This is a genomic window from Phyllobacterium myrsinacearum (assembly GCF_014138285.1).
GTDB classification, from domain to species: Bacteria; Pseudomonadota; Alphaproteobacteria; order Rhizobiales; family Rhizobiaceae; genus Phyllobacterium; species Phyllobacterium myrsinacearum_A.
Window position 1 is genome coordinate 20094 of the sequence record NZ_JACGXN010000017.1, and the last position, 21876, is coordinate 41969.

At 52.6% G+C, this 21876-nt stretch carries 19 protein-coding genes and 1 pseudogene; 12 read left to right on the forward strand and 8 right to left on the reverse strand.

Features of this window, described 5'->3' with window-relative positions:
- Positions 1–49 precede the first annotated feature (49 nt).
- Positions 50–463, reverse strand: coding sequence for a winged helix-turn-helix transcriptional regulator (locus tag FHW16_RS29160; RefSeq protein ID WP_182552368.1), 414 nt, complete (start codon positions 461–463; stop codon positions 50–52).
- 90 nt (positions 464–553) lie between these two features.
- Here FHW16_RS29160 and FHW16_RS26970 point away from each other — a divergent pair, with 90 nt between their 5' ends.
- The gene (locus tag FHW16_RS26970) at positions 554–1441 is read left to right on the forward strand and encodes an NmrA/HSCARG family protein (RefSeq protein ID WP_182552369.1); all 888 of its coding nucleotides are present in this window, start codon (positions 554–556) and stop codon (positions 1439–1441) included.
- Positions 1442–1836: 395 nt separating this feature from the next.
- Here FHW16_RS26970 and FHW16_RS26975 read toward each other — a convergent pair whose 3' ends face one another.
- From FHW16_RS26975 to FHW16_RS26985, 3 genes are read right to left on the reverse strand one after another with little or no spacing between them, the layout of a single operon-like run.
- The gene (locus tag FHW16_RS26975) at positions 1837–3159 is read right to left on the reverse strand and encodes a sensor histidine kinase (RefSeq protein WP_246711975.1); all 1323 of its coding nucleotides are present in this window, start codon (positions 3157–3159) and stop codon (positions 1837–1839) included.
- A 29-nt stretch (positions 3160–3188) separates the two neighbouring features.
- Positions 3189–3854, reverse strand: coding sequence for a response regulator transcription factor (locus tag FHW16_RS26980; RefSeq protein ID WP_182552371.1), 666 nt, complete (start codon positions 3852–3854; stop codon positions 3189–3191).
- 2 nt (positions 3855–3856) lie between these two features.
- Positions 3857–4360, reverse strand: a complete 504-nt coding sequence (locus FHW16_RS26985; RefSeq protein ID WP_348643937.1) for a PepSY domain-containing protein — start codon at positions 4358–4360, stop codon at positions 3857–3859.
- Positions 4361–5386: 1026 nt separating this feature from the next.
- Between FHW16_RS26985 and FHW16_RS26990 the strand changes: the two genes are divergently transcribed.
- Complete coding sequence (locus FHW16_RS26990; RefSeq protein WP_182552375.1) at positions 5387–6841, forward strand: hypothetical protein; 1455 nt, start codon at positions 5387–5389, stop codon at positions 6839–6841.
- Between the two features lie 555 nt (positions 6842–7396).
- Here FHW16_RS26990 and FHW16_RS26995 read toward each other — a convergent pair.
- A complete protein-coding gene (locus FHW16_RS26995) occupies positions 7397–8875 on the reverse strand; it encodes an amidase (RefSeq protein WP_182552378.1) in 1479 nt (492 codons plus the stop codon).
- 105 nt (positions 8876–8980) lie between these two features.
- Between FHW16_RS26995 and FHW16_RS27000 the strand changes: the two genes are divergently transcribed.
- Entirely contained in the window at positions 8981–9532 is a 552-nt protein-coding gene (locus tag FHW16_RS27000; protein ID WP_182552380.1) for a TetR/AcrR family transcriptional regulator, read from the forward strand.
- Between the two features lie 686 nt (positions 9533–10218).
- Here FHW16_RS27000 and FHW16_RS27005 read toward each other — a convergent pair.
- Together FHW16_RS27005 and FHW16_RS29000 are read right to left on the reverse strand one after the other, a co-directional pair.
- On the reverse strand, positions 10219–10653 hold the full coding sequence (locus tag FHW16_RS27005) for a GNAT family N-acetyltransferase (RefSeq protein WP_182552382.1): 435 nt from the start codon (positions 10651–10653) through the stop codon (positions 10219–10221).
- 143 nt (positions 10654–10796) lie between these two features.
- A pseudogene (locus FHW16_RS29000) lies at positions 10797–10948 on the reverse strand (nuclear transport factor 2 family protein); the annotation flags it as partial.
- 462 nt (positions 10949–11410) lie between these two features.
- Here FHW16_RS29000 and FHW16_RS27010 point away from each other — a divergent pair.
- Positions 11411–11587 carry a hypothetical protein gene (locus FHW16_RS27010; protein ID WP_182552384.1) on the forward strand — a complete coding sequence of 59 codons (177 nt, stop codon included), beginning with the start codon at positions 11411–11413 and terminating at the stop codon, positions 11585–11587.
- 180 nt (positions 11588–11767) lie between these two features.
- Here FHW16_RS27010 and FHW16_RS27015 read toward each other — a convergent pair whose 3' ends face one another.
- Positions 11768–12934 (reverse strand): hypothetical protein, encoded by a 1167-nt coding sequence (locus FHW16_RS27015; RefSeq protein ID WP_210278292.1) that lies wholly within the window; start codon positions 12932–12934, stop codon positions 11768–11770.
- Between the two features lie 226 nt (positions 12935–13160).
- Here FHW16_RS27015 and FHW16_RS27020 point away from each other — a divergent pair, with 226 nt between their 5' ends.
- The 8 genes from FHW16_RS27020 to FHW16_RS27055 all read left to right on the forward strand — a co-directional run bounded on the left by FHW16_RS27020 (position 13161) and on the right by FHW16_RS27055 (position 21832).
- A complete protein-coding gene (locus tag FHW16_RS27020) occupies positions 13161–14042 on the forward strand; it encodes a LysR family transcriptional regulator (protein WP_182552385.1) in 882 nt (293 codons plus the stop codon).
- A gap of 388 nt (positions 14043–14430) precedes the next feature.
- Positions 14431–16056: an amidohydrolase gene (locus FHW16_RS27025; protein ID WP_182552387.1), complete on the forward strand. Its 1626-nt coding sequence runs from the start codon at positions 14431–14433 to the stop codon at positions 16054–16056.
- A gap of 56 nt (positions 16057–16112) precedes the next feature.
- Positions 16113–17705: an ABC transporter substrate-binding protein gene (locus tag FHW16_RS27030; RefSeq protein WP_182552389.1), complete on the forward strand. Its 1593-nt coding sequence runs from the start codon at positions 16113–16115 to the stop codon at positions 17703–17705.
- 72 nt (positions 17706–17777) lie between these two features.
- Positions 17778–18713 (forward strand): ABC transporter permease, encoded by a 936-nt coding sequence (locus FHW16_RS27035; RefSeq protein ID WP_182552391.1) that lies wholly within the window; start codon positions 17778–17780, stop codon positions 18711–18713.
- 5 nt (positions 18714–18718) lie between these two features.
- Positions 18719–19540, forward strand: coding sequence for an ABC transporter permease (locus FHW16_RS27040; RefSeq protein WP_182552393.1), 822 nt, complete (start codon positions 18719–18721; stop codon positions 19538–19540).
- On the forward strand, positions 19537–20445 hold the full coding sequence (locus FHW16_RS27045; RefSeq protein ID WP_182552395.1) for an ABC transporter ATP-binding protein: 909 nt from the start codon (positions 19537–19539) through the stop codon (positions 20443–20445). Before FHW16_RS27040 ends, FHW16_RS27045 begins: the two co-directional genes overlap by 4 nt.
- A complete protein-coding gene (locus tag FHW16_RS27050; RefSeq protein ID WP_182552397.1) occupies positions 20442–21401 on the forward strand; it encodes an ATP-binding cassette domain-containing protein in 960 nt (319 codons plus the stop codon). The genes FHW16_RS27045 and FHW16_RS27050 overlap by 4 nt, the downstream gene beginning before the upstream one ends.
- A 101-nt stretch (positions 21402–21502) precedes the next feature.
- Positions 21503–21832, forward strand: coding sequence for a hypothetical protein (locus FHW16_RS27055; protein WP_182552399.1), 330 nt, complete (start codon positions 21503–21505; stop codon positions 21830–21832).
- Positions 21833–21876 lie beyond the last annotated feature (44 nt).

Sequence of the window (21876 nt, forward strand, 5' to 3'; positions counted from 1 at the left end):
CCAGTGGTGGCGCTCTGGCAGCGGGACAGTACTTAAATTACCGATCGGCTCAAGGTTCAGCCCCGTCGTATTTGCGACGACATCTCTCGACGTGAGACAAGTTGCTCCTGATCCAGAAGTTGATTCCTTCAAGGGCACGCAAGACGCCCGCGCCCATCTCTGTCAGTTCATATTCGACCCGTGGCGGCACCTCGGGAAAGTAGTGCCGCACCACCAGACCGTCCCGTTCCAGATTTCGGAGTGTCAGCGTCAGCATGCGCTGGGTGATCCCGTCGATCTCATTCCTGAGTGCTGAAAAGCGAAGCCGATGCCCGCTCGCCAGTGAAAGACGCCAGATGACTTGAACAGTCCATTTATCACCGAGGCGCGTGCAGATACCGTTCGACGGGATCGGTCTGAAATCCGGATCGCTCTTCGCTTCCTCGTCAGACCTGCGATGGATAAGTTTTTCCAAGCGTATCATCCTTGTGCCTGAGGCTGAATAATGTGCTGTCTTCCAACAGCATTCCCATCATTATATATGAATGCCCTCACTCAACACGAGGGTTCTCAAATGACAAATGACACACGTCCAATCCTGGTCTTCGGTGCAACAGGCCAACAAGGCGGAGCGGTTGTGGCCGCGCTGTTGAAGGCCGGCTGGCCAGTGCGCGCAATGGTACGCGATCTTGGCTCGGCAAAATCGATCGCGCTTCGCGACGCAGGCGCCGAACTCGTACAGGGATCATTCACAGACATCGACATGATGCGTGCAGCATTGAACAATGCTTATGGTGTCTTTAGTGTCTTGCCGGGGAACCTGGCCATTGAAAATGAAGTGCGCTTCGGGAGTGAAATCGCAGATTTGGCGTCCCAAAGCGGCGTCGCGCACCTGGTCTACTCTTCGGGCGCCGGCGTCGGCGATGAGCCGAGTGGCGTGGCGCGTTTCGATGCCAAGGCTCGCGTCGAAGCGCATATTCGAACACTGCCTGTCACTGCTACCATCGTGAGGCCGGTGATCTTTATGGAAATGCTGACAAGACCCGGCTTTGGATTGGAAAAGGGTCGATTCAACTTCTTCGTCAGACCGGACCAGCCGGTGCAGCTTATTGCCGTAGAAGACATTGGTAATGTTGTCGCAGCGATCTTCGCCGACAGGACGCGTTTCGGCGGCGAGACGTTCAAAATCGCAGGCGATACTGTTACGGGCCGCGAGCTCGAAACCGTTTTTTCCGAAGTCGTCGGCCGTCCGATAGCCTACGCGCGCTTTTCCGAAGACGATCTTGCCGCCAATCCCGGATTTGCATCTATCTCCGCGAGCCTGGAAGATGGGCCACTGGCAGATCATGTGGATCTGAACTTCGTGCGTAAGATCTATCCAGAGATTCTCTCTTTCCGGTCCTGGCTTTCAGGAGCCGGGCGTGAGGCTCTCAGTGATGCCCTTGGGTACGGCAGTGAGTGAACCGATCGCCGGGTATAGGCACTTGTTGATCTGAACGGTGGTCGCAACCTACGTTTTGGATCGACTACGTTTGGGTCCCTCGTGTGCGATTACCTGATGACATGCGGTCTTGCTTATTTCGCCAACAAAATTTCTAGAAGTAGAAGCTACATTGCTGAAATTGACTTGATGATGGATAGGCCAATTTCTGGAATTTTTTCGATACGATGTTCTCCCCCTACGCATCGTTCGACGCAAGACCACGTTTCCACGCTCATCAACACCAACAACGCTGAAGTTATTCTTTCCTATATCGATACCCAATATTGAAATCGTCATTGATCGGCTTCCCTTCCTTTACAACAGACACATCATACTCGGCGTTCCTTGAAGGGGGGCCATCCCATAACCAACATTTAGGAGGCGCTTGGCAAGCAGATGATGACTTCAAGTCCACCATGACTGGAACGTTCAAACGCAATCGTTCCGTTGTTGAGGGAGACAATCTCAGAAGCAATTGCCAAGCCAAGGCCCGTGCCGGTGCCTGTCTCGTCCAACCGCCTGTCACGTAGACCGATCGTACTGTGATCTGAGACCTGAATGCCCGGACCATCGTCAGATATTCGCCATTCGACGAACGGAGCGTCCCGTTTGGCCTCAATGTGGATTTGCGTGCTCGCCCATTGTGCTGCGTTCTCCAGTATCACTCCAACAAGCTCGACAAGATCGTTTACGTCGATGTCGACGTTTAGGCCATCCTTGACGTTGACGACCCAGATTAGTTGTTCGCCTTTGGGCGTTTTTTTCAACACCGCAATCGCGCGGGGAACAACGCTGCTTAATGACGCGCTGAGGGCGTGCATCCGAACGCGTTGACGCAGTCGGACCAGCCTTAACTGATAATCTATCCGATCACGCATCTCGTTCGTCAGATCGACGATTGATGCTGCGCTGCGAGTGTTGCCGCCTTTTTCGAGCTCATAGGCGATCGTGCCCAACACAGTCAGTGGGGTTTTAAGCCCGTGCGCGAGATCAGATGCACGGGATCGCGCAAAATCCATCGATTTCTGTTGCATGGCAAGGAGGGCATTTACTTCGCCGACCACAGCTGCAACTTCCAGCGGGTAGATGGCATCGATTGAAGAAGCAACCCCGTTGCGGATACTTTCAATATCCTTGAGCAATTTCTTAAACGGAGAAAGACCGAACTGCACCTGCAGGATGACGGCAACGACAAGAACGAAGCCCAGGACCAGAAGCGCTAAGGCCAGCTCCCACCCAAATCGGGTGATCGCCTCATCGAGGATTGATCGGTCTTGAGCGACAATGATCTGAAAACGCCGTTCATCGTTGGTTTCTGCAAAGCGTGCCGTCAGGGACAACGCAAGCAATGATTGGCCTACCGGCCCTTGAACGGTTGACACGTGTCCGCCTTCATTTGAAGGGCTAACCTTAAGAACATAATCCCAGAGCGATCGCGAGCGGATGTTTTGCTGAGTCCCAAGATCTGTGATCTGCCAATAGAGACCGCTGACCGGTGTCTGATAGCGTGGATCAGGCAAAGCGCCAGTAAGCAAAGGTAGGGCACCGGGCGCGTCCGGATTGATCAAGGCGACAAGGCGCGACATTGTCGCCGATAAATCTGCAGACGCGCCTCGTTCCACGTTATTGGTGAATAGATATCCGATGGTCACACCCGCCAATACGAGGGCAATGGTAATCCAAATACCGGCTCCCAATATCAGACGAACCCGTAAAGACCGGTTTCTCAAGGGGCATCCCCACCGAGGATATACCCATAACCACGACGCGTTGCGATGATATCGGCACCTAATCTCTTGCGCAGGCGACCAACCAAGACTTCAACGGCGTTCGAGCCGCCCTCGAAGTCCTGCGTGTAGAGATGCTCGGTAATCTCGATCTGTGAAACGACACGTCCGCCCTGATGTGCCATGAATGCGAGCAGCCGATATTCTTGTGGTGTCAGTACGATAGGAACGCCCTCGCGCGAGACCTGTCTCATCCGTGTGTCGAGAACCAGTTTGCCAATTTCAATCTGAGATGATGCAAAGCCACCTGCCCGGCGCACGATCGCACGTATGCGTGCCACGACCTCCTCTATCCGGAAAGGCTTCACAACGTAATCGTCAGCCCCGGACTCGATTCCTTCTACTCTTTCGTCCCATTGTCCGCGCGCGGTAAGAATCAATACGGGAGCGTTACGCCCTGCGCGGCGCCAGCGTTTCAGGATCGTCAAGCCATCCAGTGTTGGAAGGCCCAGATCAAGGATCACGGCATCGAATTTCTCGGTGTCACCACGGAACCAGGCGTCTTCTCCATCTTTGGCATATTCGGCGAGGAAACCGGCCGCCGATAGTGCTGCGCCAAGCGACTCGGCTATGCGGCGGTCATCTTCGGCAACAAGTATCCGCATGTTTACCTCACTCTGATGAGTTTGCCTGTGCGGGCATTGAAGGAATAGCGGCTAACTTCGCTGTTGGTCTCGAGCACCTTCAATTCATATTGGAGAATACCTCTCACGGGGCGCAATCGTGCGTCAATGATCTGGCCGTCGGTAAGGCGGCGGGCAATGGTTACAATGTCGGCCAGCGGGAGGGCTCTATTGGCTTGGACGGCTCTTAAAGCGCCATTTGGTCCGGCAAATTTCTCCGCGGGTTGGTTGCCTCCAGAACCGTCGGGGGAAGATTGCTGATCGCCTTCGGAATCATCCGAACCGGAGAAGTCATCGTCCGAGTCCGATCCACCCACAGCGCCACCGTCGCTCGAAGAACCATCCGAATCTCCGTCGTCGGAGATTTGGATGTAATGAACACCCTCTACGTCACTTGTCCATTCGTGTGCCTGCACCGCCTTGGGAAGGTGTAGTGCCAGGACAACAACCGCACACCGCAGCAAGGCTCTCAGGGGCCGAAAACGCACTCGCATCCTCCTAAAACCATATAAGCCCGTCAGGGGGATAGCTTAGATCAACGAAGCTGACAATTCGCTGACAACCCACTCACGCGTTTTTCAGGCACCATGAAGTATACCAGCCACCGACGAAGCAAAACAAGTGAATTGGCAACGAGGTGAAAATCCATGCAACCGAGCAGACATTAGGCGACCGCACACGATGGTATGTTTCTTCGAGATACGAGCAAAAACCAGGAGCTTCAACATGAGCGTGCTGTTTCGTTTTGTACCAGTCGTCATTTATGTGACTGCGCTATCTGGAATGTTTTTTACGATACTGGTTGCTTGGACCGACATGCCTGCGGGACATTTCAGATTTTCGTACAGTGTCGGGCAAACCGGCGGCCCTTATGTCAAAACAATAAACTGGTAAGGAGTCTTCCCCAGTCTTCGATATGCCCGACCGTGACGAACTCCCAACACCCTAAATCGCAGGGTCCCCAACCTTCAGGATAGCGTCGATTAAAGTCTCCGATGTCATATTTTTCGACGGTTGATGGCCCCAAAAGGAATACAAAATGCAAATGCCATTTCGCTTTATGCCAGCTGCCATCTATATGGTCGCTCTATTTGCAATCATTTCGTCGACGTTGATCGTTCGTCCATCACGTGTCAGCAAACCATTCGACCTACATTGCCAGTATGAGAAATATTCCGATTGCAGACTGGTGCGCTGAGATTGAATGCATGGTGTAGAAAGCCGCTTCTTTATGGTGCATCCACTCATGCTGGATAACGGTACTGAAACCACCCCGCTTGTTTGTTCGATCCTCGTGTGAACGATGCCTAACACCCGGCAGAACCTGACGCTTTGCCGCTCCATAGGGGAGCATACAGGGGCCGGTTCGGATGAACTTTTCAGCACAAAAGCACACGCTCAGACCGGGCCAACGGTGATTACGACAAACCGAAGCAGCTCGAAAGCCGCACCCGAACCTGACAACGTTGCGCGTGCCACTTGCCTGCGCCAACCCAATACGCAAGAGGACAAGAATGAACTCGATCAGAAAAACACGCCGCATAACAATGATGTTGAGCAGCGCCTTTCTTTTAGCCATGACCGGATCAATCACCGTTCCTTTGTTTGAGATGAGTCAGGCTATAGCTGCGTCACCTGCAAAGATTGATGCAACCCAACTGCAACTCAATATGCGCCGTTCTCTTTCGACTATTCTTGTTGCTTACAAAAACGAACCTAAAAAAGGCTCGCGGGCGGATGCCATGCTCATGAAAGCGACAAACGAAGCACTGCGGGCACTTGGGAGCCTTGAAAAAGGTATTGATGCCCGCGACCCCAAGAAAATGACTACTGCTACAAGCAGTCTTTCTGTTGCTGTTGGCCGCATTGAAGCAATTTCGGATTCTGCCAGGATTGCCAATCCGACGGTGCGCGAAGGCGTCAGGGCTCTTTCCACGAACTGGGCTGCCTACGGGACGCGCTATGCGCTTACGAAACCAGTCAAATCAAAACCCGTGAAGGCAAGTTTCAAGCAAATAAACGAACTTAAGGCGCAGGTAGTTAAGCTTCGCTCACAGGTGAACAGGCTGCAAACCGAAACAAGGTCGAATGCCCAGCTCGCAGCCAATGTCAGAAGACTGTCGGCTCAACTGAACCGGATCGAACAGGACCGTATTGATGAGGCAAACTATCAGCGAACCGTCTTTCTCCTCGGTTCGTTTATGGGGTGGATGGACGGCTATCACGTCGTCACCACGACCTACTACCCGGCTTATACCCGCTACTTCGTAGTGGAACGGGTTACCTATGAATATTGGGAGACCTGCTGGACCAACTATTACGAGCCCTATTACACCTATACAGACTGGGGCTACTACGATGATCCGTTTACGCCAACTGTAAACGTCAACATCAATATCGATGCATCGACACAAGTGGTGGTCAACAACTACGCAGAACAGAACATCAGCATCATGATTGACGAGAGTCATCAAACCGAAAATTATTTCGAGAATCTGCCAGTTGCAGAAACTGATGTTGACATGAAGCAGGTCGACTACACACCTTCCACGCCGGCTTATGAATTGGAGGAAGAGAACGCCAAATCCTCATTAGAATCTCCAGCAACCATACCTGCTCCGATTGAGACAGGCATCCAGGTCGAGCCTAACGACAATACTGCCGATGAAACTCCAACGGTTGAATCGGATGCACGAGTGCCGTCGGTCGCAAATGAACCGGTAACTGAGCCTATCGTTCCGGCTGGTGAGCCGGAGGAAAAACAGAGTAGCGCGCAGCCTGAACCATCTGCCGGCACCTCGGAAGGAGCTATAATCGTTGATCAGGATGAACAACCCCCATCCACGAAAAGAGATCAGGTCATCGAGCCTTCCGACAATGATGATGCGAACGTGCACCGGCTTGATCGCGAGCCGGCGGCAATCGAAGAAACACCGCATGAAAGTGAAGATGAGCAGCCTCCTCAATGAGTATGACTTATGACTAAGCATTTCAATTCGCATAACATCTTATGATTGTTGAGCTTATCGGCCATTCTGGCGCTGCATTCTGGCTAAGCGATTCAAATTAAAGTCGTTAGTCAGAAACCATAAAGAATGCAGTAAACGTGCGCGTTCAGATCGCGCGCTATGGTTTTGTCGAAGTGGTCGACGAAGTGATCCCGTTTGGATGCATCATGGTAGGCAATTGGGAAAAGGATATGCCCTGGCGCCGAAAGCGCAAACGACGTTGATAAACGATATGATTGCTTTGGATGTTACGGCCGGACGCAAATCGATCAAGACACCGGCAGGGATTGAAATCACGCAACGGGATTTATAGAACTTTTCTATTAGGCATGTTGAATTCGATCGCTCTCGAGCTATCCGAATCTCCACGCCTGTAAAAACCTGTTCCCACCTCGTTGCATGGTCATTGAGTCTGAACGCGCCTCGGGAAAGGCACGCCAGGATGAGTATGACTGGAGTTTCTGGGTAAATTCGCCAGGCTCGAATTCAGAATGTGCTGCTGTTCTCGCAACCTATTCACAAGTTCACGAAAAACTTTTCTCTTGGCTTACCAGCCCACACCGTCGGTTGTCGTCCGATCCAAGGCAAAGCTCGCTCCAGTTGACCCGCGAGACTAAAAAGCAGAGCCTCTTGACCAAAGCCTGCGGTAAATTGCGAACCCACGGGCATACCGATTGCTGCATCAACAGATAAGGGCACGGACATCGCAGGTATACCGGCAACATTCGCAGCAGCGGTGAAGGGTGAGTAACTGAATACCCGCTCCACCCACTCCAAGCCATCCAGATGGTCCTGGCGGTTATTGTATTCGCCAATCAGAGGAGGCAGGTTAGGCAAGGTTGGAGTTAACAGCACGTCATATTGCTCAAAAAAGGCTCCGAGGGAGCGCGTCACAGTGTTTCTTGTATCAAGCGCCTCGAGTAGATTGAGGCCACTTACTTTTTGTCCATAGGCATAAACGGCAGATGTTGCCGGCTCAAGTACGTCACGGTCAGGCTTTCTGCCGGTCAATCTCGCCACCAAATTGATCCAGGCAGCTGTATTTACCCCCCAGAACTGAGCATTGGCATGAACGAAAGCTTCCCACGAAACTCCAAGATCCATCTGAACCTCCTCCACGTTGTGACCGAGATTCTCACAAAGCTTCGCAATCAGGCAAAGCTGATCTGCCACTGCACGCGACGTTTGTGTGCCGTTGATCGGATGAAGCATAAACCCAACCCTGAGCGATTGCGGATCGGCGTCCAATGCTGAAAGGAAGGTGTTTGCTGGTGATGGAATATAATATGGCTCACCTATACCACCCCCATGCACAGCATCCAAAAGCGCTGCGCTGTCTCTGACTGTCCTGCTGACGCCGAACTGTACTGCGAGCCCGCTCCAAACCTCATCAACAAAAGGACCGTTGGACACCCTGCCTCGGGTTGGCTTCATGCCGAATAATCCGTTTACCGCAGCAGGCACACGAATACTGCCACCACCATCAGTCGCATGGGCAAGAGGAACAATCCCAGCCGCTACCGCTGCCCCTGAACCTCCACTTGATCCACCGGCACTACGGCGGGTGTTCCAGGGATTTCGCGTCGGGCCAGTGGCAACACTTTCAGTTGTCGTGCTGATGGCAAATTCAGGTGTCGTTGTTCTTCCAATAGGTATCAGTCCACTTTGCCGAAACCGCTTCATCAGGTTCGAATCCGCCGGCGCCACCATGCCGGCGGCGACACGGCTGCCAAGTTCACTTGCACGCCCGGCGCGGGTTATACCCAAATCCTTGACCAAAAACGGCACGCCTGGAAAAGCAGCATCGCTTGCCAGCTCAGACTGGGGCATCAGCGTCTCCTCCGGCCATATCTCGACAACAGCATTTATGTCTGGATTGACCAAGCTGTTGGCTTCCAAGGCCGCAGCCATAACCTCATGCGCTGACACCTCCCGATTTTCAATCAGCTTCGCGAGCCCCAAGGCGTCCTGGGCGGTATAATCGCGCAGATTCATGCTTGCTTCCTCTCTTCAATGAACTACATTCGATAGAATGATACTGTGCAGTATCAATGATACTTGTTGGTATCATTGTCAAGATTGATTGTTTGAGGGGATCAGATGTCTTCGCTGAAAGAACGCATTACAGCAGCCGCTTACAAACTGTTTGATGAGAATGGCATCCAGCATGTGACAATGGACGCCATCGCAGTTGAGGCGAAGACGACAAAAATGGGCATATACAGGCATTTTGATTCACGCGACGCCCTCATCCAGGATTGGTTGACGGTAACCATTAATCGCTATCGCCATGCGCTGGACGAAATTGAGCGAGTACACCACGATAACCCACGCGCGCAGCTTATGGCATTGGCCGAGTTTATTTCACGGGGTCTGAAGACAATATCCCACCGGGGCTGCCCGTTTGTGAATACAATTGCCGAGATCGAAGACAGAGAAAGCCCTCTGCGCCAACAAATCGAGACTCACAAGACGGCACAGGCCGGGCGCGTCTTACAGATGTGCCGCAAAGCCCACATTCCAAATCCGCAGCTCACGACTGCGGAGATCACATTTCTATTCGAAGGCGCTCAGGTTTCTGCCCAGAACGGGAGTATTCAACACATCGAACGCCACCTCATGACGATTATGCGGAGCATCGTGGAACGCTAGATGAATGTTTTCAGCGTAGATCAGTTTTGAATCACCGAAGCCAGCCCTCCGTAAACCGGCTTGCCCTGCACGCGCAAGCGTGCGTAAGGAGGATATGTGATCAGCCTTCAGTCCGTGGCGCGCGGCTACCTCATTTACCGTCACGCCCGGACGCAAATTCTCCGCTCGATCCACGCTTTGACCTCGTCCGAATATTGGGGATGAGCCTCAAGTTGCCTCCGCCGCGTCCTGAGAACCTCCAATATAGTCTCAAAAGAGAAACTCCTTGTCGCTCGTCCACGGAACGTCGATCACAGATCAGATGCTGAAGGCAACGTGGCAGCAGAACACCGCTTACCCTTAAGAACCACATCCTTCTGGAAAACTCCTACTTCGCACAAACTTCGAAGTGCACATAGCTGCCTTCGCGCGCACTATTATCACTGCCGATATCAAGAGAGTATCGGTGATCTCACTCCCGCCAACGTATTCTTCAGCCGAGGCCACACCATCCTATTACAAAGGGAAAAGGATCAAACGCGATACTATTAAACTCAGGCGCTTGCATCACAAACGCCAAGCCGCTTTGATCCACGACGAGCCGAGCCAGAAACTCCTGTCTTTTGTAACCAAATTGGCTCAAATCTTCTGACGACAGACACAATCCGGCTGAAATCGGTACAAGGTGGACATGATCGCGAAACCTTTCATAAGCGTTTGGTCATCAGCAAATAACGCCCTTCCACACCCGCGGTCTGATAGCCGCACTTTTCGTACAAATGACGTGCAGGATTGTGGATGACAAAGCCCAACTCCGCCACGGAACATCCGGTGAGCCGAGCTTCATCCTCAAAACTTTTTAATAAGGCCAAACCGACTCCTCTGCGTCTGAATGAAGGATCGACATTCACCGACGCAATCACCGCCTTCTCGCCTTCTCGCTCCCAAAAGAGATAGCCTACTGGGATGTCCTGCAAATACGCGATGGACGTGTGGGGAAGGCTGTTTATCCATTGTTTGAGATGGTGTTCGATACCATCTTGCCACTTGGCAAGATGATCGTTTTCGATTTCTTCCATGTAGCGTTTTTCTAAGCGATATATAAAGGGAATATCACTTGGCAAACCGCTACGCAGCTCCATATGGACACCCGACTCCATTCTGTAAGTTTTCAAAATCTATATTCCTCAAAATCTAATTTTCGAACCGGTGGTGTCACCATAATCCGAAAAATTGCAACGCTGCAGGTACTGGCAATTGTGCGACGGAGCCCGCTTTTCGCCGGCTAACCGATACCATATTCTTTTAGAAGCGCATGCTCATTACCTGATATCCAACCAAAAACCTTCGACTTCCCATCCAGCCTTTGAACGAGATAGTGAACGTCAAAATCTATTGCATGTCCGGTTGATCCTTCCGGGCATAGGTAGCAGTCCAATCCCTGTTTAAGAAGTGAATTCCAGCTCGCAACCTGGTCACGAGTCAATTGGTTCCTAGAACGTTCCACAACCTGGTCAAAATCGCATATGTGGAGCGGCCCGCTTGGGGAGATAATTTCTCATGCGCTTCCCAAATAAGGCCAAGACGAGAGTGCGTCGGGATAAACCGGCAAAAAGTAGATGGCGCACATCCAGTTCAATGAAGGAGTCGTGATCACCCGCTTGGACCGGCTGGTGCGCTCGACGCACGATCTACTCGATATTGCTACGGCTGAATGAGATCGGCGCTTGATTGCGATCAAATTCGGAGCCTTGGGCACATACCCCCGGTGTCAGACATCAGAATCAACTTGGACGGCATATATGCTATGCTGTTTGGCCGTCCGGCTCTGGCATTGCCTGCTTCACTATCGCATTTCTGTTTGTATTTCCAGCGCATCGGTTTCTCAAGATTACCGCGATGGTCGTTGCAATTCCCGAATTGCTGCTCGGCGTCGTATTTAATTCAGGTGCCCTGTCGTTAGTTCAGTATGCAAAAGATGATACTCTTAATTGGATTCGCCTCGTCGCTTACCTGACGCTGCTTGGCTACTTCCCTACCTGCTACTATTGCAGATTGGAAGAAAGCCAGCTGTGAAAGCTCCAGGATCGCATCGCCCACCCTCCAAGACTTGCATTGCCATTTCCTGCATGCTGGCAACGACGCCCTTGTTGATCAGCGCAAACCTAAACAAACAGCGTACCGCCTTGCACCTTTTTCAATAGCCCAGTTGTAAAATAGCTGAGCAGAGGGCGGTGGGCCAAGGACCCTGCAAGATCAAGGCGCTGTGGACGGGACTGCGCGGAAGATCGCGGACTGATCCGACGAAATTTCCTCCTTAACCGTGAAGCTTGACCCCGATTGAATTTTTATCGGCCAGTTTTTGGATGCATTTGCCGCATGCGTATTGAAAGATGCATCAGGAACGGACTTAAAATTATCGTAACGGTAAAGCGTATACGAAACGCCGGGCTTTAATCCGGATACTTTCACAGTCAAGGTAAGCTTCATCGGCGCAGGGCGAGCGTTTGAACCTTCGTTCATAGAGGGTTTTTCATAATTCCGGTTGGTCGACACCCGGACGGGTAATGTCTGACCGTCACGATCCATTACTCCCTTCACCGCCAAACCATAGTTGCCGCCCGATCGTCGCAGGGAATAAAGTGGCCGTGACTTCGAATTTGCTTGCCGGCGATCGGCCTGGAACGCTTCAAACGAAGAGCGATAAAGTTTATCAGCCGACCTGTCGCTACCGGTATAAAGGCCATTGTCGCTAAATGTAATAACGTCATTGCCGTCATAGCGGCTGGACTCCGCAAATGGCCGGACTGAGGAGATCGCCATTACGGGTACGATATGATCGTACTCTTCATGCCCGGCATCTTGTTCCGCTCCGGATTCCTGAAAGCGGGAGTGATTCATGTAGACGCCAATTATCACCGGATAACTGGAAGCGGCATTTTTCCTGACCCAAACGAGAAAGTCATCTGCGTTTGACTTCGCGTCGGTATTCCATTCGACTGCATTCAAATGCATCTGCTTGGCAGCAAAACTATCATTTACACCGAGTAGAAGCTGGCTCTTTTCAGTCGTTTGATCGGCATTCTTACTGGCAATCGCTCTCGCATCGTACTGCGAAACATATTGTCCATAATAAAGCCCTGCGCTGATGAGCGCCACCTCACCGCAATAACCGTAGTTTGCCTCCCATTGAAGGCGTGGTGGAATGTCATTACGTTTTGTGTGTTTTGCATCTTCGCCAGCAGAATCTGAGTTGTCAGGCGCATTCTCAGCGAGGGCGGGGCCCAAATAGCCGAGTGACAAGGCTGAGAGGCATAGCGAAAGCAATGCCGCTTTCATATTGGAAGAGATAAGCTTTCCAACCGTGCCGCAGCAATATTTTCTCACCTGGTCTACGGGCATTTCTTCACTTATTCCAACCAATGGGGCTTCCTCTCATGATGATCACCGCTTTCCGGAACACAGTCTCTACCATCGAAGCTCTGGCCAGCGGGATTCGTGAAATGTTGCGTCGTGCTCTACCCAACCCGTGGAACAGCGATGGTGAGGCCTGGCAGGATGCCGTGCCCACGTAAAGAATATGGAAGTGCGTGCACCAGGGGAAATTTATTTTCTTGCGTTTTCTGATCAATAATTCTTATCATAAACCATGATCAAATATGCTAAAAGCTTCTGCGTCCTTGCCGAGGAATTGCACTTCAACAAGGCAGCGGCTCGCCTTCATCTGACCCAGCCGGCCCTCAGCTATCAGATCAAAAAACTTGAAGAGCAACTGGGATGCATTCTTCTAAAGCGGTCGCCTCACAAGGTCCTTCTCACTGAGGCCGGCATGATACTGGCCAGGGAATTGAGCGCGGCGCTGAACCATGTAAACGGCGCTTTTCAGATGGCGCAGGATGCCGCTCGTGGAGATTCCGGCGCATTGGTGATCGGCTATTGCGAGTTGCCGGAAGCAGGAAACATGACCGCCGCCATTCGTCGTTACACCGATCTTTATCCTGGCGTGGACGTCACCCTCATCAATATGCCGACCATTGAGCAAGTTGACGCCTTGACCGCGGGATCGCTTGACGTGGCTTTCCTTCATCCACCGTTGAACGCTCCGCAATTGGTAATGCGACCTGCCGGGGAAGAGCTTATCGTCGCTGCTCTTCGTGCCGATCACGCGCTGGCAGCGCAGCCTGCTCTCCAATTAGCAGAGCTCAAGCACGAGCGCCTGATCGTATGCGCCGAGCAACTCGGGCCTATCATGTACAACTCAATACTTGCTGCCTGCGGAAAAGCCGGCTTCCAACCGAAATTGCGCGAAGAAATGTTCAGGTGGCATTCGATGCTCGATCAGGCCGCATCGGGGCTCGGCGTCGCCTTTGTTCCGGCCTCATTATCTGGGACTCATCCCCTGCTCGTCTTCAAGCCAGTCGAGGATCTGGGGGTCAAACTGCTGACAGCGATAGCAACAGTAGGGGATCCGACCAGACCCGCAGTGATCCGATTCATCGAGACGGCGCGCTCATGCCAGGCACGATGTTGAGGCGCAACAATACGCTTGTACTGCGTTAGCCGCGTCTTGTTGGGTCGCATAAAAATCAGATTAAAGTACCTGTCCGCTCTGCCGCAGATACACAATGCTTCCTCGCCTTCTAGACGCGCGTTTTTAGGTGTCGATCATTATTGTTATGGCTAAAATATTTGCCCATTTTGGTCGCCGAATATTTCGGTTTGGCACAATAACCTACCTATAGATCACTTAAATGCCTCACATAGCTTATCATTCAATTTTTTTATCGAAATCAATGATTAAATAAATTTCTAGTTCCAAATGGAATAATCTATCCTCCCCCTGTCGCAACGTTCGCATTCCGGGTTCTGCCGTAATGCAGTCGAAACTTAGCCTCGTGTAACGATTAGGGAGGATGGTAATGTCATTGTTGGTGGAAGCCGATCTCATATTGCACAACGGGCGCATTTGGCGCGGCTCCTCTGAAGGCATTTGCCAGGCACTTGCTGTTTGGCAAGGCAAGGTTATCGCAACCGGAACAAATGTTGATGTCCTCAACCTAAAGGGCTCTCTTACCAAGGTAATCGATCTTGGAGGGCGCTTTGCATGCCCAGGATTGGTAGACAACCATTTGCACTTGATTGCGACTGGCATGGCAATGAACGACGTTGAGGTGACATTCTCAGTCGCTCCTACCCTGGCAACATTACTGGAAAAAATTACCGCCCGGGCTGCTAGCACACAAACAGGCGCATGGGTGCAGGCTTTCGGATATGACCAGGTTAACCTAGACACCGGCGTTCATCCCACGCGCGAAGATCTGGATCGAGCCGCTCCGGATCATCCGGTCCTGTTGATGCGCGCATGTGGCCATATCACGATTGCCAATTCACGCGCCCTCGAACTCGCCGGGATCACCGAAGATACGCCTGTCCCAAGCGGCGGTGTGATCGGTAAGACAGACGGCAAACTAAATGGGCTGTTAGCGGACAACGCCCAGCACCTTCTGAAAGAGGCGCTTCCGATTGCAACAACCGAAGAACTGATCGAGGCTATCGAGCGCGGCGGACAGCATTTACTTTCCTTCGGCATAACAAGCTGCATGGATGCCGCGGTTGGTCACATCGCCGGGTTCGCGGAAATTCAAGCATATCAAATGGCGAAGATAGCCGGTCGCCTCCCCGTGCGTGTATGGCTAACCCTATTAGGCGACCCCGGTAATTCCATCGTCGAAGATTCATGGCGAGCAGGACTTTTGTCCGGCGCCGGCGACGACATGTTGCGTGTCGGAGGCGTGAAGGTTTTCCTTGATGGATCTGCAGGTGGCCGCACCGCTTGGATGTCACAACCCTATGAGGGCGAACCGGCGAATATTGGTGTGCAGATGCTGCCGAATGACATCGCAGATAAGGTCATAAAGGACTATCACGACCGAGGCTATCAAATGGTCTGCCACGCCATCGGCGATCAGGCAATCGAACAGCTCATTACTAGCTATGAAAAGGCGCTCGCAGCAAATCCGGATCCGGATCGCCGCCATCGTATCGAACATTGCAGCTTCGTAAGCGCCAGCCAGAACAAGCGCATCAAGGCGGCAGGAATCCTGCCTGCACCTCAGATCGTCTCCATACACGATTTCGGCGACAGCTATATTTCTGTTGTGGGTGAGGCTCGAGCTCACGCATCAGCTCCCATCGCGACGTGGATGCGCATGGGCTTAAAGCCGTCAACCGGCTCGGACGCGCCCGTATGCTCCCCGAACCCCTTCCCCAACCTGCACGCCATGATGACCCGAAAGACGGCCCGGGGCACGATCATGAATGTCTCGGAAGCACTGAGCCCGGAGGAGGCTCTACAGGCCTATACCGAGTTCGGCGCCTATTCTCAGAAGGAGGAAGGACAAAGGGGTCGGCTCATACAAGGACAATGGGCGGATATCGCCGTCTTCAACAATGATCTTCTTGAAGCATCCGCAGACGAAATTCTGTCGGCAACCCGGTGTGTGCTCACATTGCTTGCAGGCCGCGTCGTGCATGAGGCGCTGTGAAAGCGGGCATACGAATTGAAACGATGCCGCTAACGGCACGAGAGGGAGAACATAAAATGCTGAAGACAATTACGACCACCGCCATATTGAGCCTCGGGATGGCCACGACCGTTCTGGCTTCCGGTGAGCATTATGGCGGGACGCTCATTTTCACTGCGCCTTATGGTTCGAACTTTGCCACACTCGACGAACAGGCGAGCCCCAACACCCAGGAAGAGCTCATTGCACAAGCAATCCATCGCGCACTCTACAGCTGGGACTCGACCCAGAACAAACCGGTTCTGGAGTTGGCAGCATCTGAGGACGTGTCGTCAGACGGCAATGTTCACACTTATCACCTCAGGAAGAATGCCATTTTCCACAACGGCAAACCCCTGACTGCCGATGACATCGTCTACAGCTACAAACGCATTGCCAATCCCAAAAACGCCTTCCCCGGTGCCAGCTACATTGCAGTGATTCAGGGCGCTAACGAATATATTGCAGGCAAATCACCCGACATTTCCGGTCTGAAAAAAATCGACGAAAACACGCTTGAAATCACCTACACCGGACCGATCGACCCCGGCTTTTCTTTGATGCAAAACACGACAGCAATTTATCCGTCGAACGTGAAGGATGAATCCAGCTTCGCCACCCATCCCGTCGGACTGGGTCCATTTGTCTTCAAGGCGCATGTGCCTGGCTCTCAGGTGGTGGTCGAGAAATTCGACAAGTATTACAAAGAAGGCAAGCCTTATCTTGACCACATCAATATCGTCCTCATGGCAGAAGACGCAACGCGTGATGTTGCCTTTCGAAACAAGGAAATCGATGTTTCGATCCTTGGCCCGACGCACTACGAAATCTACCAAAAAGACCCGGCGCTGAAAGATCACCTTCTTGAAGTCGCCGAAGTCTACACGCGCGGCATCGGCCTTAATCCAGCTTTGAAGCCATTCCAGGATAAGCGCGTGCGCCAGGCGATAAATTATGCAATTAACACGCCGCTGATCGTGCAACGACTGATCAAGAATAAGGCCTACCCCGCAACCGGGTGGTTGCCACTCTCATCTCCGGCCTTCGACAAGAACAAAGCGCCGTACGCATTCGATCCAGCAAAGGCAAAGGCTCTTCTCACCGAAGCCGGTTATCCTGACGGCTTTGAGTTTGAGGTCACAGCCAGCCCAAATGAAAGTTGGGGCGTTCCCATCGTCGAAGCGATTCTGCCGATGCTGAAAAAAGTCGGGATCACCGTCAAACCGAAACCGGTCGAAAGCACAGTACTGGGCGATCAGGTAACAACGAACAATTTCCAGTCGTTCCTATGGTCCATCCCGTCAGGACCGGATCCACTGAGCGCAATGCGATGCTTCTATTCGAAGACGCCGCAGTCCGCCTGCAACTTTACCAGCTATGCCAGCTCCGAGTTCGACAAGCTTTTTGAAGCTGCCGAGCAAGAGCGTGATCCGAGCAAGCAAAGCGATCTGCTGCGAGAAGCCAATAACCTCGTGCAAGACGACGCGCCCTACTGGTTTTTCAATTATAACAAGGCGGTAATGGCCTATCAGCCATGGGTTCATGGGCTCGTCCCGGACGCAAACGAGTTGGCAATACAACCTTACGACCAAATCTGGATCGACGAGATTGCTCCGGCATCGCGCAAGTGAATATCGAGAGAGATTGGCGGAACTGCCCCTTCTCGATTGTCACTACCGATCAGCCGCTAACTGGATCCGCTCATGTTTATTTTCACAATACGCCGCGTTCTGCAAACCATACCGACCGTGATCGTCGCAGCGCTGATCATATTCGTGATTTTCTCAGTCGTGCCAGGAACTTTCGCGACAAGTCTTCTGGCTGATGGAAAGCGTGCTGCCGATCCTCAACTTATTGCGCGCCTTAACGAAGAACTTGGACTGAACAAACCACTTGTTGAGCGGTTCGCGACCTATATCACCAACCTCGCACATTTCAATCTCGGCACCAGCTTTCGGACCCGGCAGCCAGTGATCAATCTCATTACTGATCGCATCTGGGCATCCTTCATACTCGCATCGGCAGCAATGATGTTCGCTCTCATCGTTGCTCTGCCTCTGGGCTTCATTGCCGCCCTGAGGCCGGGCTCGATAGTGGATACCGCGACGATGATCGGTGCGGTCTCTGGCCTGTCCGTTCCGGAGTTTTGGCTGGGACTCGTACTGATGTATATCTTCGCCCTCCAGCTCAATTGGTTACCCAGCTTCGGCTATGGCGACGGGTCGTTCCAGAACCTCATCCTGCCTGCAATCACGCTGGGTGTCGCGCCGATGGCTCTTCTCGCTCGCACAACGCGCGCAGGTGTTCTCGACGTACTCCACTCAGATTTTATCCGCACTGCTCACGCCAAGGGCATGAGTGACGTCAAGGTCATGCGATGGCACGTGGCACGCAATGCGCTCGTGCTGATCATTACCACTGTCGGTTTGCAATTCGGATCGCTCGTCGGCCAGGCCGTCATTATCGAAAAGCTCTTCGCTTGGCCAGGCATAGGTTCGCTGCTCGTAGACAGCGTCGCAATCCGCGACATTCCTGTGGTTCAGGGCACGATCCTCGTCATAGTGCTCTGGTTCCTCGCCATCAACACGGCAGTCGATCTCATTTACGCGGCGATCGATCCTCGTATCAAGCAGGGGTAACGGCAATGCGTTTTGGATTTAATTTCTGGCTCGGTGCGACCCTGACCGCACTGGTAATCTTTGCCGGCATCCTTGCTCCATGGATTGCTCCTTTCGATCCGGTCTTCAATGCGGATTTGATGAATTCTGAACTACCTCCCGACGCAACATTCTGGTTCGGCACAGACGCACAGGGCCGGGATGTATTGACCCGCACGCTTTACGGCGCACAGATTTCATTGACCGTTGGTATCGTCTCACAACTCATCAATTCCCTCATCGGCGTTACACTCGGTATGACTGGTGGCTACTGGGGTGGCTGGTGGGACGATCTGGTCAGCGGTCTTACCAACGTGATGCTCGCGATCCCATCGTTGATCTTCGCGCTTGCCGTTTTAGCTGTGCTGGGCCCAGGTCTCCCGTCGCTCCTGATCGCGCTCGGCCTGACCAATTGGAGTTGGACATGCCGGGTGGCGCGTTCATCGACCCTCTCCCTCAAATCGCAAGGGTATGTCCAAGCCGCGAAAATTCTCGGCTATGGAGATATGCGCATCATGTTTACGCAAATCCTCCCAAATATGATGGGTCCTATTCTCGTCATGGCGACGTTGGGGATGGGATCTGCGGTTCTCTCCGAGGCCGCGCTCTCTTTCATCGGACTTGGAATTCAGCCTCCTTCTCCAAGCTGGGGTTCCATGCTGACGGATGCCCGTCAGCTTATCCAGCTCGCGCCCTGGATCGCCGTTTTTCCGGGCCTTGCAATCTTCCTGACCGTGCTTGGCTTCAATCTCCTCGGCGATGGCCTACGTGACAGCCTCGATCCGCACATGAGGACGCGCAAACCATGACCCAGCCACTTCTCGACATCAGGAATCTTCACCTTGGGCTCAGGCTCGGGCGAGACCTTCATCCGCTGCTTAACGACATTTCATTCCAAATCATGCCTGGCGAAGCTTACGGCTTGGTCGGTGAGTCCGGTTCGGGCAAATCAATAACCTCGCTTGCTGTGATGGGTCTTTTGCGAAAACCACTGTCAGTCTCCGGCGGCGAAATCATTTTCAAGGACAGAAACTTGCTGACCTTGCCAAAGCGTGAAATGCGACGCCTGCGAGGAAAGAATGTCGCAATGATCTTCCAGGAACCCATGACGGCGCTCAATCCACTATCGACCGTTGGACGCCAGATTGCCGAAATGTTTATCCTGCACCAGGGGAAAAATTGGCGCGAAGCACGACGGCTAGCAGTCGACTCACTTGCAAGGGTTCGCGTACCTAACCCCGAACGCCGCGTGAACGACTACCCACACCAGATGTCCGGGGGCTTGCGTCAACGCGTCATGATCGCGATCGCGCTGGCCTGCGATCCTGACCTTCTCATCGCTGACGAACCGACGACGGCGCTCGATGTAACAGTTCAGGCAGAGGTGCTGAAGCTCATCAAGGATTTGTGTGCCGAGCGCCAGACTGCCGTTTTATTTATCAGTCATGATCTTGGGGTAATCGCTGCCGTATGCCAGCGGGTTGGTGTCATGTATGCGGGGTGCCTGGTTGAAGAAAATAGTACAGACCGCCTGTTTTCCGACCCTCAGCATCCCTACACCCGAGGTCTGCTGGGCGCGCTCCCTCGACTGGGAGGTCGCCTTGAAAACGGACGTCAGCGATTGGTCGATATCGACAGCATCATCACTGATCGATCGATTCTGACGAAAACGCGTTGCATTGCTCCACGCATCAAAGAAGGGAGCACACCATGACAGCTCCTATTCTACGTGTGGAAGACCTGCATGTTCGCTTTTCAATGAGCGGCGGAAGCCTATTCGGCAGCAGCCGGCATATGCTTCACGCTGTCAACGGAGTGACCTTCTCACTTGCCAAGGGTGAGTGCCTGTCTATTGTCGGCGAGTCAGGGTGCGGCAAGACCACAACGGCTCTCACCATCCTTGGCTTGCAACAGCCAACGGAAGGAACAATCTCATATCGCGGCCAACCCTTCACCGGGCCGAATGCACCGACACGCATGCAGCGAGCAAAGGCGGTGCAAATGGTATTCCAGGACCCATATGCCTCTTTGAACCCGCGGCAGACAGTACGTAAATCGCTTTCGGCACCGCTACGCCTTCATGGGATTACAGCAGCATCCGAAATCGAAGCCAGAATTGAAGTGATGCTCAAAAATGTCGGTCTTACACCTGAACAGGCGAACAGATATCCGCATGAGTTTTCTGGTGGACAGCGCCAACGCATTGGCATCGCGCGCGCACTCATCCTCGAACCGGAAATCGTTGTTCTCGATGAGCCGGTGTCCGCACTTGACCTATCCATACGAGCCCAGATCATCAATCTGCTATTAGATCTCAAGGAACAGCTTAGCCTCTCATATCTGATGATCAGCCATGATCTGAGCGTCGTGGAGCATATGAGCGACCGGGTGCTCGTAATGTATTTCGGCGAAGTTGTGGAATCTGGAGGTTGGCAGCAAATATTTCAAACGCCAGCGCATCCTTATACGCGCCGATTGATCGCAGCCATCCCCAACGTTGACGATCGGATATCTACACCGCCAAACCCCAAATCCCGGGATTTGATAGTGCTGAAAAATGCCGAATTTGGTACAGACACTAGGGTTACCCCGGATGTCTTCCGCCCCCCATCGCAATCGAAACTGATCGAAATAGCCGAACAACACTGGGTGAGGATTTCAAGTGTATGAGGGTGACTTAAAGCGGAAGTAGCCGAGCACCAAAGCAATCCTCATACCAATAAATAAAGGCTCACTTTCGAGAAATTTTATCTGAGTACAAGGAGAATAAGATGAGAAATGTTGCGCGAAGCCTTGGAATTTCATTGGTCTTGCTATCGATAACCGGGCAAGCGAGTGAAGCGGCAGACTGCCATGCCCTGGTTCGACAGTCCATTACCGACGACATGAGCAACGTTTGGCAAAAAGGACAGAAACTACCGTTGGACATTGCCAGAAAAGGACCTGACGGCTGGCTCTACTGTACGCACGGCGGAAGCTGTATCCCGCGCGATATGAATGGAACAGAGGCTGTCCATCTCATCGATTGTAAAGTTGGCGTTGCAATCGGCGAGGGAGATTATCGGCTCGAACAAACATCGAAGGGCCATAAAAAGAGCTGATTATAAAACGTGGGTTTACTCTCACAGCCACTTTCTATTGATTC